Origin of the sequence: Roseateles asaccharophilus, assembly GCF_031458115.1 — a bacterium.
GTDB classification, from domain to species: Bacteria; Pseudomonadota; Gammaproteobacteria; order Burkholderiales; family Burkholderiaceae_C; genus Pelomonas; species Pelomonas asaccharophilus_A.
In genome coordinates, this window is record NZ_JAVDXV010000005.1 from 317,734 (window position 1) to 333,385 (window position 15,652).

13 protein-coding genes are annotated in these 15,652 nt (G+C 69.7%); 11 read left to right on the top strand and 2 right to left on the bottom strand.

Annotated features, from left to right (window positions below):
* Nucleotides 1–31 precede the first annotated feature (31 nt).
* The 6 genes from J2X21_RS14650 to J2X21_RS14675 all read left to right on the top strand — a co-directional run bounded on the left by J2X21_RS14650 (nucleotide 32) and on the right by J2X21_RS14675 (nucleotide 6,214).
* Nucleotides 32–484 (top strand): Rrf2 family transcriptional regulator, encoded by a 453-nt coding sequence (locus tag J2X21_RS14650; RefSeq protein ID WP_310329851.1) that lies wholly within the window; start codon nucleotides 32–34, stop codon nucleotides 482–484.
* Entirely contained in the window at nucleotides 474–1,409 is a 936-nt protein-coding gene (locus J2X21_RS14655; RefSeq protein ID WP_310329854.1) for an NAD(P)/FAD-dependent oxidoreductase, read from the top strand. Before J2X21_RS14650 ends, J2X21_RS14655 begins: the two co-directional genes overlap by 11 nt.
* A 145-nt stretch (nucleotides 1,410–1,554) precedes the next feature.
* Nucleotides 1,555–1,896, top strand: a complete 342-nt coding sequence (locus J2X21_RS14660) for a PRC-barrel domain-containing protein (RefSeq protein WP_310329857.1) — start codon at nucleotides 1,555–1,557, stop codon at nucleotides 1,894–1,896.
* Nucleotides 1,897–2,065: 169 nt separating this feature from the next.
* Nucleotides 2,066–3,001: a non-homologous end joining protein Ku gene (ku, locus tag J2X21_RS14665; protein WP_310329860.1), complete on the top strand. Its 936-nt coding sequence runs from the start codon at nucleotides 2,066–2,068 to the stop codon at nucleotides 2,999–3,001.
* A 32-nt stretch (nucleotides 3,002–3,033) separates the two neighbouring features.
* Entirely contained in the window at nucleotides 3,034–5,538 is a 2,505-nt protein-coding gene (gene ligD, locus J2X21_RS14670) for a DNA ligase D (RefSeq protein ID WP_310329863.1), read from the top strand.
* A gap of 127 nt (nucleotides 5,539–5,665) precedes the next feature.
* A complete protein-coding gene (locus J2X21_RS14675) occupies nucleotides 5,666–6,214 on the top strand; it encodes a hypothetical protein (RefSeq protein WP_310329865.1) in 549 nt (182 codons plus the stop codon).
* Between the two features lie 85 nt (nucleotides 6,215–6,299).
* Here the strand turns inward: J2X21_RS14675 and J2X21_RS14680 are convergent, their stop codons facing one another.
* Complete coding sequence (locus J2X21_RS14680; protein ID WP_310329867.1) at nucleotides 6,300–6,545, bottom strand: hypothetical protein; 246 nt, start codon at nucleotides 6,543–6,545, stop codon at nucleotides 6,300–6,302.
* Nucleotides 6,546–6,752: 207 nt separating this feature from the next.
* On the opposite strand from J2X21_RS14680, the gene J2X21_RS14685 reads away from it, so the two are divergent.
* The 5 genes from J2X21_RS14685 (at nucleotide 6,753) to J2X21_RS14705 (ending at nucleotide 13,486) form a co-directional block, all read left to right on the top strand.
* A complete protein-coding gene (locus J2X21_RS14685; protein WP_310329869.1) occupies nucleotides 6,753–7,124 on the top strand; it encodes a response regulator in 372 nt (123 codons plus the stop codon).
* Between the two features lie 99 nt (nucleotides 7,125–7,223).
* Entirely contained in the window at nucleotides 7,224–10,682 is a 3,459-nt protein-coding gene (locus J2X21_RS14690) for a response regulator (RefSeq protein ID WP_310329871.1), read from the top strand.
* Between the two features lie 220 nt (nucleotides 10,683–10,902).
* Nucleotides 10,903–11,721, top strand: coding sequence for a CheR family methyltransferase (locus J2X21_RS14695; protein WP_310329873.1), 819 nt, complete (start codon nucleotides 10,903–10,905; stop codon nucleotides 11,719–11,721).
* Nucleotides 11,718–12,296, top strand: a complete 579-nt coding sequence (locus tag J2X21_RS14700) for a chemotaxis protein CheB (RefSeq protein WP_310329876.1) — start codon at nucleotides 11,718–11,720, stop codon at nucleotides 12,294–12,296. Before J2X21_RS14695 ends, J2X21_RS14700 begins: the two co-directional genes overlap by 4 nt.
* Nucleotides 12,293–13,486: a hybrid sensor histidine kinase/response regulator gene (locus tag J2X21_RS14705; RefSeq protein ID WP_310329878.1), complete on the top strand. Its 1,194-nt coding sequence runs from the start codon at nucleotides 12,293–12,295 to the stop codon at nucleotides 13,484–13,486. The genes J2X21_RS14700 and J2X21_RS14705 overlap by 4 nt, the downstream gene beginning before the upstream one ends.
* Here J2X21_RS14705 and J2X21_RS14710 read toward each other — a convergent pair.
* A complete protein-coding gene (locus J2X21_RS14710; protein ID WP_310329881.1) occupies nucleotides 13,475–15,619 on the bottom strand; it encodes a hybrid sensor histidine kinase/response regulator in 2,145 nt (714 codons plus the stop codon). The two genes, J2X21_RS14705 and J2X21_RS14710, sit on opposite strands and share 12 nt — an antisense overlap.
* Nucleotides 15,620–15,652: the final 33 nt, after the last annotated feature.

A 15,652-nucleotide genomic window follows, 5' to 3' on the forward strand; every position in this document is an offset into this window, starting at 1 on the left:
AGGGTCAATTTCATGAAACTACAGTAGTTTCATGAAACGAGACAGCCGCCTTTCCGGCGTCCTGCATGTGCTGCTGCACATGGCCGAGACGCAAGAGCCCGCCACCTCCGAGCAGCTGGCGCGTGCAATGAACACCAACCCGGTGGTCATCCGCCGGTTGATGGGCGGCCTTCGCAAGGCCGGCTTCGTTGCCTCGGCCAAGGGGCATGGCGGCGGCTGGGTGCTGGGCCTGCCGCTGGAACGCATCACGCTGGGCGACATCCATGCGGCCCTGGGCGCCCCGCCCTTCCTGGCCGTGGGCCACCGCGACGAGCAGCCGCGCTGCCTTGTCGAACAAGCCGTCAACGGCGCGCTGGGCGCGGCCTATGCCGAAGCCGAGGCGCTGCTGCTGAAGCGGCTGCACCAGGTGACGCTGGCCGAGCTGTCGCGCGACTTCCATCACCGCCTGCAGTCGTCGGGCCGAGGAGCATCCCATGAGCATTGAGTTCGACGTCATCGTCATCGGCGGCAGCTATGCCGGCCAGTCGGCGGCACTGCAGCTGGCCCGCGCACGCAAGCGCATTGCCGTCGTCGACGCGGGCCGGCGGCGCAACCGCTTCGCCGCCCACTCGCACGGATTCCTGGGTCAGGACGGACGCGCGCCGGGCGACATCGTGGCCGATGCGCGCGCGCAGCTGCTGGCCTACCCCACCGTGCTATGGGTGAACGGCGAGGCGCTGGCGGCGCGGGCCGATGGTGAAGGCTTCGTCGTCACGCTGGCCGATCGCGAGCTGCGCGGCCGCCGGCTGGTTCTAGCCACCGGCGTGACCGACGAACTGCCCGCCGTGGACGGCCTGACTGAGCGCTGGGGCCGAAGCGTCTTCCACTGCCCCTATTGCCATGGCTACGAGCTGGGCCAGCGTCCGGTGGGCGTGCTGGCCACCGGCGAGTCGTCGCTGCACCAGGCGCTGCTGCTGCCGGACTGGGGCCCCACGACGCTGTTCCTGAACTCCGCCGTGACACCCGATGCGACGCAGGCCGCCCACTTGGCCGCACGCGGCGTCACGGTGGAGGCCACGTCCGTGCAGCGCGTGGACGGCGACATCACCGTGCACCTGGCCGACGGCCGCACGCTGGCGCTGGCGGGCCTGTTCGTCGCCACCCGCACCCGCATGGCCAGTCCGCTGGCTGAGCAGCTGGGCTGCGCCTTTGACGAAGGCCCGGCCGGCCCCAGCATCCGCCGCAGCGCGATGAACGAGACGACGGTGCCCGGCGTGTTCGCCTGCGGCGATGCGGCACGCGCCTTCGCCAACGTGGCCGTCAACGTGGGCGACGGCGCCTTCACGGGCGCCGCGGCGCACCGCTCGCTGATCACGGCGCCAGCGCCTGTTCAACCGACGGGAGTAGGTCGCGAAGGCCCTAACGGCTGAGGCGCGTCGGTTCAGGCCTACAGGCAGAGGGCGCCCACCCCGACCTCCACCGGGAGGCCCCAAGGGCATATTGAGGACTGGTGAACCCACCACGGCGGCAGCCCCCGATGCCGCCATGTCTGCAACCTGAATCAAGGAGCACACCATGTCCTATCCCACCATCTCTTCTTCCAAGGTCGAAGGCACCAACGTCTACAACCTGCAGGGCGACAAGCTCGGCTCCATCGACGACCTCGTCATCGACAAGCGCAGCGGCCAGGTGCGCTACGCCGCGCTGGAGTTCGGCGGCTTCCTGGGCGTGGGCACGGACCGCTACCCGCTGCCGTGGAACATGCTGAAGTACGACACCGACAAGGACGGCTACGTCGTCAACATCGACAAGGCCCAGCTGGAGAAGGCGCCGCGCTACACCGAGGACGAAGCACCCAACTACACAGACGATTACGGCCGCAAGGTGTATGACTACTACGGCTTCCCCTGGATGTAAGGGGACTGTTAGCCCCTCGCCCGGTCTCGCCCGCTGAACGCGGCGAGCCCAGTCGGTCCCCCGAGGGGACGGCGATGCATGCGGCATCGAGCCGCATGCACATCGCCTTGGCCGGCCGGCTTGCGAGCGGCCCGGCGCTCGGCCCGCAATACGAATCCGGAGATTCCTCATGGCCACCAATGCCCGTTCCATCGCCTCGCTGTCGCTGAGCTTCGGCCTCGTGCACGTGCCGGTGAAGCTGTTCTCGGCCACCGAGGCCGGCTCGGAGTTGCGCTTCAATCTTCTGGCCAAGGATGGCTCGCGGTTGAAGCAGCAGTACGTCAACGAGCGCACGAAGAAGGTGGTCGAGCGAAAGGACATGGTGAAGGGCTATGAGGTCGAGGACAACCACTTCGTGCTGTTCTCGCCCGAGGAGCTGAAGGCGCTGGAGGAAGGCGGCAGCCATGTGATCCAGATCGTCAGCTTCGTACCGCTGGCGTCCATCGATCCCATCTACTACGACAAGAGCTACCTGCTCGCGCCGGACAAGCGCGGCGACAAGCCCTATGCGTTGCTGGCCGAGGCGCTGCGCAAGTCCGAACGCTGTGCGCTGGCGAAGTGGTCGTGGAAGACCAAGCAATACGTCGTACAGATACGGGCCACCGACGACGGGCTCATCCTTCAGCAGCTGCGCTATGCGGCCGAGGTCCGTTCGCTGTCGACGCTGGACATCCCCAAGCCCTCGGTCTCCAAGCAGGAGCTGCAGCTGGCCCTGCAACTGGTGGAGCAGATCGCGGCCGACAGCTTCGACCCCGACGACTTCGTCGACGAAGAGAAGCAGCGCGTGCTCGCGGCCATCGAGCAGAAGGTCAAGGGCAAGGAGATGGTCGCGTCGTCCCGCTCCGAGGACGAGGCGACAGGCAGCGGCAAGGTCATTGACCTGATGGACGCGCTGCGCGCCAGCCTGGGCGGGGTGAGCAAGTCCAAGCCCGCCGCGGCGCCGACCAAGGCCCACAAGACGTCCAACGTGACGACGCTGAAGCCCCGTGCGGCCGCGGCGCGCAAGACCACCAAGCGCGCGACCGCCACGGCAGAGCCCGCGCCGCGAAAGCGCGCGCACCGCTAGGGCCTGCTAACGCCACGGAAGCAGGCTCTGCCATGGCCGCCGACGCGCCACTGGCGCGCTACAACGCCAAGCGCAACTTCAAGGCCTCGCCCGAGCCCGAGGGCCGCCGCGCACGACGCCGCGCCAAGGCGCTCGCCTTCGTCATCCAGAAGCACTGGGCTTCGCACCTGCACTACGACTTCCGGCTGGAGCTGGACGGCGTCATGCTGAGCTGGGCCGTGCCCAAGGGCCCCAGCTACGACCCGGCGAAGAAGCAGATGGCCATCCACGTGGAAGACCACCCGGTCAGCTACAACGCCTTCGAAGGCAGCATCCCCAAGGGCCACTACGGCGCCGGCAAGGTCATCATCTGGGACCGCGGTACCTGGGAGCCCGTCGGCAACGCGCGCGACGGCATGAAGAACGGCAAGCTCGTCTTCCACCTGCACGGCGAGAAGCTCGCCGGCCTGTGGGAGCTGGTGCGCATCTCCAAGCCCGGCCAGTTCAAGCAGGACCACTGGCTGCTGTTCAAGAAGCGCGGCGACGCCTGGGCTCGGCCGCACCGCGAGTACGACGTCATCACCGCGCTGCCGGACAGCGTCATCGAGCAGCCGCTGGGCCTGGCCGAGGACCGCGAGCCCCGCGGGCGGGCCCCGCGCGACGCAGCGCCCGACCTGTCCCAGGCCAGGCGCGCCGCGCTGCCGCAGACGCTCACGCCTCAGCTCGCCATGCTGGCCACCACCGCGCCCGCCGACGGCGACTGGGTCGTCGAGAGCAAGTTCGACGGCTATCGCCTGCTCGCCCGCGTCAGCGCCGGCAAGGCGCGGCTGTTCACACGCCAGGGCAACGACTGGACCGCACAGCTGCAACCCGTTGCCACCGCGCTGCAGGCGCTGAAGCTCGGCGCCGGTTGGTACGACGGCGAGATCGCCATGCTGGGCGACAACGGCCTGCCCGATTTCAACCGCCTGCAGAACGCCATCGACAAGCACCGCAGCGAGGACATCGTCTACTTCCTGTTCGACCTGCCCTTCCATGCCGGCCTCGACCTGCGCGCCGTACCGCTGCGAAGCCGCCGCGCCGCACTCCAGCAACTGCTCGAAGGCAAGCCCGGCGATCGCATCCGCTTCAGCCCCGAACTGCCCGCCGCACCCGCGCAGATGCTGGCCGCGGCCTGCCAGCTGGGGCTCGAGGGCGTCATGCTCAAGCGCGCGGATGCGCCCTATGTCTCGAAGCGCAGCGACACCTGGTTGAAGCTCAAGTGCCAGCGCCGCCAGGAGTTCGTCGTCGCCGGTTTCAGCGACCGCAGCAACTCGCCCGGCGAGGTGGGCGCGCTGCTGCTGGGCTATCACGAGGGCGGCCGGCTGCGCTCCGCGGGCTGGGTTGGCACGGGCTGGAACACGGCGCAGGGCCGGGAGTTGCATCAGCTGCTGAAGAAGCTGGAGACGAAGACGCCGCAACTCGACCCCGCCGAGCTGGAGCCGGGCCGCTGGACGAAGCGCAAGCGCGGCGCCGAACGCTGGGTGAAGCCCACGCTTGTCGTCGAGGTGAGCTTCGGCGAATGGACGCCCGACGGACATATCCGCCACGCCAGCTTCCGCGGCGTGCGCACCGACAAGCCGCCCGCGTCCATCACCCGCGAGGAGAACACCGCCATGACACCACCCGCCTCGCGCAAGACCGCCACCGTCATCACCCACCCGGACCGCGTCATCGACGAGTCCACCGGCCTGCGCAAGATCGACCTGGTGCACTACTACGAGAGCGTGGCCGACTGGCTGCTGCCGCACCTGAAAGCCAGGCCCGTGTCGCTGGTGCGCGCGCCGCAGGGCATCGCGGGCCCGTTGTTCTTCCAGAAGCATTCCGAGGCGAAGATGCCCGGCGTCGTCGACCTCGACGCCGCGCTGTGGCCCGGGCATGAACCGCTGCTGGAGATCCACACGCTGAAGGGCATCGTCAGCGCCGCGCAGATGAACGTCGTCGAGTTCCACACCTGGAACGCCAAGATCGGCAAGATCGACCAGCCCGACCGCATCGTCTTCGACCTCGACCCCGGCGACGGCGTGCGCTGGCCGCAGCTGCAGGAAGCCGCGCGGCTGATGCACACGCTGCTGGACGAGCTGGGCTTGCAGAGCTGGCTCAAGACCAGCGGCGGCAAGGGGCTGCATGTCGTCGTGCCGCTGGCGCCCAAGCTGGATGCCGACGCCGTGAAGGCCTTCTCCAAGGCAGCGGTGGAGCACATCGCCAAGGCCATCCCGCAGCGTTTCGTCGCCAAGAGCGGCCCGGCCAACCGCGTCGGCAAGATCTTCATCGACTACCTGCGCAACGGCCACGGGCAGACCACGGCGGCGGCCTTCTCGGCGCGTGCACGGCCGGGCATGGGCGTGTCGATGCCGGTGGCCTGGGAGCAGCTGGACACCCTGAAGAGCGGCGCGCACTGGACGGTGAAGACCGCGCGCGAGTACCTGTCTTTCGCGGGCGGCGACGATCCGTGGGCCGGCTACTGGAAGGCGCGCCAGACGCTGGCGGCCGCGGTGAAGCGGCTGCAGTCGGCCTGATGCCGGCGTTGTCTGACGCTGCACAGGCGGCAGCGCCGACAGGTCGCGCACCGGCGTTTTCTTACGCTGACCAGCGGGGCAACTGGCTCGCCAGCTGCCGCCATCCATCAACGCAAAGGAGAGCCCCATGACGACCCGATTCCAAGCCCCCCGTCTGCTGTGCGCACTGGCCCTCGTGGGCCTGGCCGGCGCCGCCTCGGCCAATCTGACCCAGCCCGTCTACGCCACCGCGAAGGACGAAGTGAAGGCGATGTTCAAGACCGAGCGCGACAACTGCAGCTCGATGTCGGGCAATGCCAAGGACGTCTGCGTCGAGCGCGCCAAGGGCCATGAGAAGGTCGCCCTGGCCCATCTGGAGTACCAGTACACCGGCAACGCCAAGGACCGCAACGACTACCTGGAGGCCCGCTACGAGGCCAAGTACAAGGTGGCCAAGGAGGTCTGCGACGCCAAGTCGGGCAATGACAAGGACGTCTGCACCGCCGACGCCAAGGCCGCCCACGACAAGGCCAAGGCCGACTTGAAGGCCAACAAGAAGATCGCCGAGGCGCAGAACGACCAGATGGAAGCCAAGCTCAAGGCTGACTACAAGGCAGCCAATGAGCGCTGCGACTCGATGAGCGGCAATGCCAAGGACAGCTGCCAGGCCAGCGCCAAGGCCCGCTACTTCCAGTAAATGACAAAGGGCCGCCAAACGGCGGCCCTTCTGTTTCCCGTGCAAGCCCGGGCGCCAGACGGCCCCGGGCTTCATCTTTTGAGGTTCAGCGCAAAGGCGCCGCCGGCAAGACCTGACCCGCCACGGCCGCCGTGGCCACCACGTGGCGGGCCGAGCCGGCATGCGGGGCGGGCTGGCCGAACATGCGCCGCACCTCGGCGCTGTGGCGGATGTGGTCGTGCAGGATGGTGATGAAGCTGCCCAGCAGCAACGCCGCGACGATGGCCGCTGCCGTCAGCGTCATCCACAGCGGCGGGGCATGGCGGATCAGGCGGCGGGTCTGCGTGCTCATCGTGGCCTCCAAGGCGGCGTCTCGCCGCGTGACTGGACTATGGGCAACGACGAGCGGCGCCGGCATCCGCGCACACCGCGCCACTCTGTAGGACGACAGCCGCTGCTGGCACGCGGCTTGCTGACTACCCGTTACAAGCAGTGTCGAAACCGCATCGGGAACGTTCTTGCGGCGGGTTGGGCGGCAAGCACGGCTAGAGGAGCAATCATGGCAACCACAGAGGACTTCCGCGTCGTACTCGTTGATGACGATGTGGACACTTGCGAGACCTTGAGCGAGTTGCTGAAGTTCGACGGCTACAGCGTGCGCGTGGCCACCACGGCGCAGGACGCCATCCAGGCCGTCAACGAGTACCAGCCCGTCTGCGCGCTGCTGGACCTGGGCCTGCCCGACTTCGACGGTTGCGAGCTGAGCAAGCGGCTGCGCGCCGCCCACGGCTCCGACATCGTGCTGATCGCCGTGACCGGTCGCAGCGGCGACGACGAGCACAACCAGGCTCTGGCGGCAGGCGTGGACCACGTGCTGTGCAAGCCGCTGACGGTTGAGAATCTGAGGCGGTTTTTCCCACCGTTGAACTGATTTAACGGCAAATTTTTCCGATTTCCACCGCGGCGGCCGGGCCTTGCGGGGCCTTGCAAGACGGTCCGCGTCCGCCGAAACAGAACAACAAGGACGCCCATGAATGAGACAACGCCCGAGCATTCGGGCCTGTTCCGCCGCATCCTGACGAGGAACGTCGGGCTGCCGCTGCTGATGGGCCTGGCCAGCATCCTGGTGTTCGTCGCGCTGCTGCTGCACCTCGTGCGGCTGCTGAACTGGGTGGATCACACCCACCGCGTCATCTCGCAGGGCCAGGACCTGGCGCTGAAGGCCTCGGACCAGGAAAGCAGCCTCCGCGGCTTCCTGCTCAGCGGCGAAGACACCTTCCTGGCGCCCTATTCCATCGGCCGCGCCAGCTTCGCCGCCGACGTGCAGGCCGCCCAGCAGCTGGTGAATGACAACGCGCAACAGGTGGACCGGCTGCGCCGTGTCGGCGCGTTGGCGCTGCGTTGGGACGATTTCGCGCGCGACGCCATCGCGCTGCGCCGTGCCAGCCAGCCGGTGGAGACGCTGATCCGTTCACAGCGCGGCAAGCAGCTGTTCGACGAGATCCGCCGTGAACTGCGCGCCTTCATCGCGGCCGAGGAACGGCTGCTGCGCGAGCGCAACGAGGAGGCGCAGTCCTTCACATGGATGGCCGTCGCGATCTTCGTGTCGCTGCTGATCATCGTCAGCGGCTTGATCGCCTGGGCAGGTCGGCGCGACATCACGACGCTGTCGCGCGAGTACGGCGGCGCCATGGACCGCATGCGCGAAGCCGGCGCGGAGTCAGAAGAACGCGCCTGGCTGCGCGGCGCGCAGGCCGAGTTGGGCGAGCGGTTGCTGGCCGAGCGAACACCGGCTGCCATCGCACAGCAGACGCTGCGCTTCCTGGCCGAGCGTGCGGACGTCGTCATCGGCGCTGCGTTCACGGCGGGCGAGGAAGGTGACCTCCATTGCGTGGCGGCGCACGGGCTGTCCGACGACGCTGACTCGCTGCCACAGGCCGAGCACAACCTCGTCGCCCAGGCCTGGCGCGACGGCAAGCCGCTGCGGCTGAGCGGGTTGCAAGCCGGCTTCCTGAAGGTCGCCACCAGCCTGGGCGACCTGCGACCGGCCGACGTCATGCTCGTGCCCGCACTTCACGAGGGCCGCGTCAACGTAGTGCTTGAGTTGGGCTTTCTGAAAGCGCCGAGCGCGCGCACAGCCCGGCTGCTGGAACAGCTGCAGGAGACGCTTGGCTCACAGATCGCAGGCTCTCTGGCCGCACAACGCCTGCAGCGCTCGCTGGAGGAAACCCGCCAGCTCAACGAGGAGCTGCAGGTGCAGCAGGAGGAGTTGCGCACCGCCAACGAGGAGCTGGCCGAGCAGTCGCGCGTGCTCAGCGAATCCCAGCTGCATCTGGAGGAGCAGCGTGCCGAGCTGGAGCAGACCAATGTGCAGCTGGGCGAGCAGTCCGACACGCTGGCGCGCCGCAACGCCGCGCTGACGCAAGCCCAGGCCGACCTGCGCGAGAAGGCCCTGGACCTGCAGCGCGCCAGCCGCTACAAGTCCGAATTCCTGGCCAACATGAGCCACGAGCTGCGCACGCCGCTGAACAGCTCGCTGATCCTGTCCAAGCTGCTGCTGGAGAACAAGCCGGGCAACCTGACCGACGAGCAGCTGAAGTTCGCCGGCACCATCCACGACGCCGGCAAGGACCTGCTGACACTGATCAACGACATCCTGGATCTCGCCAAGGTCGAGGCCGGCAAGCTGGACGTCACGCTGCGCCCGGTCGAACTGCAGGCGCTGGCCGAAGCGATGCGCCGGCTGTTCCAGCCGCTGGCCGAGGACAAGGGGCTGGCGTTCGCCGTGAAGCTGGCGCCGGGCCTGCCGGCCACCCTCGTCACCGACGGCCAGCGGCTGGAGCAGGTGCTGCGCAACCTGCTGTCCAACGCGATCAAGTTCACCGAGCGGGGCTCGGTCACGCTGGTCGTCGAGCCGCGCGGCGAGCGCATCGCCTTGATCGCCCACGACACCGGCATCGGCATCCCGCCGGCGCAGCAGCAGCGCGTGTTCGAGGCCTTCCACCAGGGCGACGGCGCGCTGAACCGCCGCTACGGCGGCACGGGCCTGGGCCTGTCCATCTCGCGCGAGCTGTCGCGGCTGCTGGGCGGCGACATCGAGCTGAGCAGCGTGGAGGGCGAAGGCAGCCAGTTCACGCTGCTGCTGCCTCTTGAGGCGCAGATGCCGCAGCCGGCCGATGCGGCCATGCCCACGCTGCCGCCGGTGGCCCGGCTGGCACCGGTGCCCGTGCCGGAGCGCCTCAGCGCCGCGCCCGCCTTCGACGACGATCGCGCCGAGCTGACGCCCGACGCGCCGCCGCGCCGTCTCGCGCTGGTCGTGGAGGACGACGCCAAGTTCGCCGAGATCCTGTACCACCTGGCCCACGAGATGCAGTACCGCTGCCTCGTCACCGACAACGCGCAGGAGGCGCTGACCCTCGCCACCGCGCACCTGCCCCAGGCCATCCTGCTGGACGTGCGCCTGCCCGACGGCTCGGGCCTGACCGTGCTGCAGCGGCTCAAGGAAGATCCGCGCACCCGCCACATCCCCGTGCACATCATTGCCGGCGAGGACTTCCGCGACATCGCGCTGCCCATGGGCGCCGTGGGCACCGCGATCAAGCCCACCACGCGCGAAGACCTGGTCGAGATCTTCCGCAAGCTGGAACGCCACGGCACCGACACCGTCCGCCGCCTGCTGCTGGTGGAGGACGACCAGCGCCAGCGCGAAAGCATCGCCCACCTGATCGCCGACGACGACATCGAGGTGGTGGCCGTGGAGCGCGGCGAGGAAGCGCTGCGGCTGCTGGACGAGCAGCACTTCGACTGCATGATCATCGACCTCAAGCTGCCCGACATGGACGGCAACGAGCTGCTGGCGCGCATGGCCGCGCGCGGTCCCGAGCAGACGTCGCCGCCGGTCATCGTCTACACGGGCCGCAACCTCAGCCGCGACGAGGAGGCTCAGCTGAACCGCTACTCGCGCTCCATCATCATCAAGGGCGCACGCTCGCCCGAGCGGCTGCTGGACGAGGTCACGCTGTTCCTGCACCGCGTCGAATCGCGCATGAGCGGCGAGCGCCGCGACATGCTGCGCACCGCGCGCAACCGCGAACAGGTGTTCGAAGGCCGCAAGGTGCTGCTGGTGGACGACGACATGCGCAACATCTTCGCGCTGACCGCCGTGCTGGAGCAGCGCGGCCTGATCGTGGAGCCGGCACGCAACGGCGCCGAGGCGCTGGAGAAGCTGGACGCCGCCAACGGCGACATCGACCTCGTGCTGATGGACGTCATGATGCCGGTGATGGACGGTCTGGAGGCCACGCGCCGCATCCGCGCCGACGCGCGCTGGCAGAAGCTGCCGGTCATCGCCATCACCGCCAAGGCAATGCGCGACGACCAGGAGCAATGCCGCCGCGCCGGTGCCAACGACTACCTGGCCAAGCCCATCGAGACCGATCGCCTCATCTCCCTGCTGCGCGTCTGGCTGCCCGGCATCGAACGGGTATGAAGCCCCTCGTCCAAGGCGTACCTTGGCCGGCCTTGCAGGCCGCGCTTCGGCTCGCACCTCAGCCCTTCGCCAGGCACGTCGCGCCCACCGGGCGCAACGTGTCCGGGCTCAGCCCCCGCGGGGACGGCGATGCATGCGGCGTCGAACCGCATGCACATCGCCATGACGGGCCGGCTTGGGAGCGGCCCGGCGCTCGGCCCGAATGCAGGAAGGTGCGCTGATGCCGCAGCAAGTCTTCGACCTCGAAGTGCGCCTGCTGATGGAGGCCATCTACACGCGCTACAACCACGACTTCCGCGAGTACTCCGGTGCGTCGCAGAAGCGCCGCGTGCTGCATGCGATGCACACGCTGGGCTGCGACTCGGTGTCGGCGCTGCAGGGCCTGGTGCTGCGCGACGCGCAGGCCTTCGCGCAGCTGCTGGAGATGCTGACCATCCCGTTCACCGAGATGTTCCGCGAGCCCGACTTCTTCCTGGCGCTGCGCCAGCAGGTGGTGCCGGTGCTGCACACCTACCCGTCGCTGAAGGTCTGGGTGGCCGGCTGCGCCAGTGGCGAGGAGGTCTACTCGCTGGCCATCCTGCTGCACGAGGAAGGGCTGCTGGAGCGCAGCATCATCTACGCCACCGACATCAACCCCGCCGCGCTGGACCGCGCACGGCAGGGCATCTTTCCGTTGAGCGAGCTGCAGCAGTACACGCGCAACTACCAGGCCGCCGGCGGGACGGCGGGCTTCTCGCAGTACTACACGGCAGCCTACGATGCGGCGCGCTTCGACCGCGAGCTGGTCAAGCGTGTGACCTTCGCCGACCACAGCCTGGCCACCGACCACGTGTTCTCCGAGACCCACCTGATCTGCTGCCGCAACGTGCTGATCTACTTCAACCGCAAGCTGCAGGACCGCGCCATCGGGCTGTTCGCGCAGTCGCTGTGCCATCGCGGCTTCCTCGGCATCGGCAGCAAGGAGAGCCTGGACTTCTCCATCCACGCCGACGTCTTCGAACCCGTGGCGCTGCGCCAGCGGCTGTTCCGCAAGCGATGAAGCCGCCCCGCATCGAACTGGTCGTCATCGGCGCGTCCGCCGGCGGCGTCGCCGCGCTGCTGGCGCTGCTGGCGCCGCTGCCGGCCGGCTTTGCGCTGCCGCTGGCCATCGTGCTGCACCTGCTGCCGCGCCACGAGAGCCAGCTGGCCAGCGTGTTGACGCACCACCTGGGCCGCCCCGTGCACGAGCCGCGCGACAAGGAAGTGGTGCAGCCCGGTGCCATCTACGTGGCCGGCGCCGACTACCACCTGCTGATCGAGAGCGACCGCAGCTTCGCGTTCAGCAGCGAGCCGCCGGTGAGCTTCTCGCGCCCGTCCATCGACGTGCTGATGCAGTCCGCCGCCGACGCCTATGGCCCGGCCGTGGCCGGCGTGCTGCTGACCGGCGCCAACCTGGACGGCGCCGACGGCATGGCGGCCATCCGGGCCCGCGGCGGGCTGACGCTCGTGCAGGACCCCGGCGAGGCCGAGGTCGCCACGATGCCGCGCGCCGCCCTCGCGCGCTTCACCCCCGACCAGGTGCTGCCGCTGAAGGGCCTGCGCGACACGCTGCTGCGGCTGGGAGCAGCGGCATGAGCGAGGCCGTCAAGATCCTGCTGGTCGACGACCTGCCCGAGAACCTCGTCGCGCTGGAGGCGCTGCTGCGCGACAACCAGCTGGCCATCTACACGGCCACGTCCGGCGAGGAGGCGCTGTCGCTGCTGCTGGAGCACGAATTCGCGCTGGCGCTGCTGGACGTGCAGATGCCCGGCATGTCGGGCTTCGAGCTGGCCGAGCTGATACGCGGCAGCTCGCGCACCTCGCACCTGCCCATCGTCTTCGTCAGCGCCGCCGACCGCGAGCAGTCGTACACCTTCCGCGGCTACGAAAACGGCGCGGTGGACTTCCTCTACAAGCCGCTGGACCACCACGCGGTGAAGAGCAAGGTGCGCGTGTTCGTCGAGCTGCACGCCAAGAGCCGCGAGCTGCGTCAGCAGCTCGTCGAGCTGGAGGCGGCGCGCGCCGAGCAGGAGGGTCTGCTGGCCGCTCTGCAGGCCGCGCAGGCCGACCTGCAGCGCGCGCTGAAGATGCGCGACGAGTTCATGTCCATGGTCACGCACGAGCTGCGCACGCCGCTGGGCGTCATGGCGCTGGAGGTGGAGCTGCGCCAGCGCCGGCTGGACCGCGGCGACCTTGCCTACTTCAACGGCGAGCGCCTGCAGTCCATGCTGGCCAAGGACTCGCGCCAGGTGCGCAGCATGACCCGTCTCATCGAGGACATGCTGGACATCGCCCGCATCCAGCACGGCAAGCTGTCGATACGCCCTCGCCACGCCGACCTGGGCGAGCTGGCGCGCGCCATCGTGGCCGACTTCACCGCGCTGTACCGCGACGTACCGCTGGGGCTGGAGGCGCAGGACGGCATCGTCGGCGAGTGGGACGACAGCCGCATCGGCCAGGTGCTGGTGAACCTGCTCAGCAACGCGCTGCGCTACGGCGAGGGACGGCCCGTGCGCGTGGACGTGGACCGCGCACCGGACGGCATGGCGCGGCTGACCGTGACCGACCAGGGCATGGGCATCCCGCTGGCCGACCAGCGCAAGGTCTTCGAGCAGTTCGAGCGCCTGCCCGCCGCCGCGCAGTCGCCCGGCATGGGGCTGGGGCTGTACATCAGCCAGCACTTCGTCCAGGCCCACGGCGGCAGCATCCAGGTGCACAGCGAGCCCGGCGCGGGCGCGCGCTTCACGGTGCTGCTGCCGGCCGCGCCCGGCCCTTCAGCCGCCTAGCAAGCGCTCCAGCTCCGGCAGGCCTATGGGCTTGGCCAGATGGTCGTCGAAGCCGGCGGCCAACGCGCGCTGGCGGTCCTCGGGCGTGCCATAGCCGGTCAGCGCCACCAGCCGCAGCGCCTGCGTGGCCGGTTGCGCGCGCAGCCGGCGCGCGACCTCGTGGCCGTCGATGTCCGGCAGACCCACGTCCACCAGCACCAGGTCGGGCTGCAGCGCCGTCGCGCGCTGCACCCCGCCCTCGCCCGTGCCCACCCATTCGGCGCGCTGGCCCAGCAGCTCCAGCAGCGCGACCAGGCTCTCGCCCGCATCCGCGTTGTCCTCCACCACCAGCACCAGGCGCTGCGCCGCCGGGCCGGCGGGCGGCGGAGCACCCGCCGAGTCGGGCGGCGTCTCGATGGCGGCCAGGCGCACGCTGAACGTGGAGCCCTGCCCCGCGCCCGCGCTGGCGGCCGTGATCGAGCCGCCGTGCAGCTGCGCCAGCCGCTGCGCCAGCGTCAGGCCCAGTCCCAGGCCGCCGGCCTCGCGCGACGGGGCGCGCTCGCCCTGCACGAACAGGTCGAAGGCGCTGCGCACCAGCTCGGCCGACATGCCCTGGCCGTCGTCCGCCACCTGCAGAAGCGCGTCGGCGCCATCTCGCCGCACGGTGATGTGGATGCGGCCGCCGGCCGGGGTGTACTTCAACGCGTTGTCCATCAGGTTGGCAATGATCTGCTCCAGCCGTGCGCCGTCCGCCTGCACCCAAACCGGCTGCAACTCGGTCTCGACGCGGTGGGCGGCCATGCGCGCATTGCCCTGCAGCGTCGCCAGCGCGGCGCGCACGGCCTCGGCCAGGTCCAGCGGCTCGGGCAGCAGGCGTATCTTGCCCGCGGTCACGCGGCCCACTTCCAGCAGGTCGTCCACCAGCCGCGTCATCTGGTGCACCTGGCGGCTCAGCACGCCGGCCACCATGGGCACCACGTCGGGCCGCGCCGCGGCCTGCTGCAGCAGCGCCGACGCGTTGGACAACGAACTGAGCGGGTTGCGCAGCTCATGGCCCAGCATGGCCAGGAACTCGTCCTTGGCCTGGTTGGCGGCGCGCAGCGCGGCCTCGGCCGCCTCACGGTGGTCGTCGCGCTCGCGCAGCCGGGCCGAGGCCTGCTGCAAGGCTTCGTACAGCTGGCGCACCTCGGCCACCGGCCCGGGTTCGGGCAGCGCCAGCGCTTCGCCACGCCCCAGCGCCGGCGCCGCCTCGGCCAATGCCGCGATGGGCCGCGCGACGCCCTTGGCCAGCCACCAGGCCAGGCCCAGGCAGCCGGCCAGCACGACACCGAAACCCAGCCACAGCAGCCGCACATGATGCAGGCTCTGCTCGACCTCGTCCTTGGGAATGGCCACGGCAATGGCCCAGCCCGACAGCGCCGAGCGCTGCACAGTGCGGTAGATCTCGCGGCCGTCCTTCAGCCGGCCCTGGGTCCAGCCATGCGCGGGCGCGTCCAGTGCGCGCCGCAGCGAATCGCTGATGCCGACGCCGTCGGGCAACGCCGGGCGGCGAATGACGAACTGGTGCTGGGCGTCCACCACCGCCACCGTCCAGCCGCCCGGCAGCGGCTGCGCCGCCAGCAGGTGGTCGATGACACTCGCCTCCAGCACGGACGACAGCACCAGGCCGCCCGCAGCCGCCGGCACGTGCACGGCAAACGACCGCGGCCGCCCCTCGGCCCGGATCACCGGGCTGACCGCCGGCCGGCCCGTGCGCGCGGCCTCGCGCACGGACTGCGCATGCATGGGCTGCGACAGCACCGTCGCACCGGGTGTCTGCACACTGAGGCGCAGACCGCCGCTGCCGCCGTCGGACACCAGCAGGTTGCGCCAGGATTCGCCGCCGGCGTCCAGCACACGCTGCGCCTCGGGCCGGAACGCGTCCGGGTCGCCCGCCGCCAGCGCCGGCGACGTGGCCAGCACCTGCAGCGCGGTGATGCTGGCCTGCAGCCGGGCGTCCATCGCGGTGGCCAGCGCCCGCGTGCGCTCCCAGGTGCCGGCCTGAACGGCCTCGATCTCGCGCTCTACCAGCAGCCACGTGCCCACCACCCCCACGCCGGCGACCGGCAGGAGCACGAGCAACAGCAGGATGCGGAGGCGGTTCTTGAGATACACCGATGCGCCAGTAGAAAGCCCCGCCCGGCACGC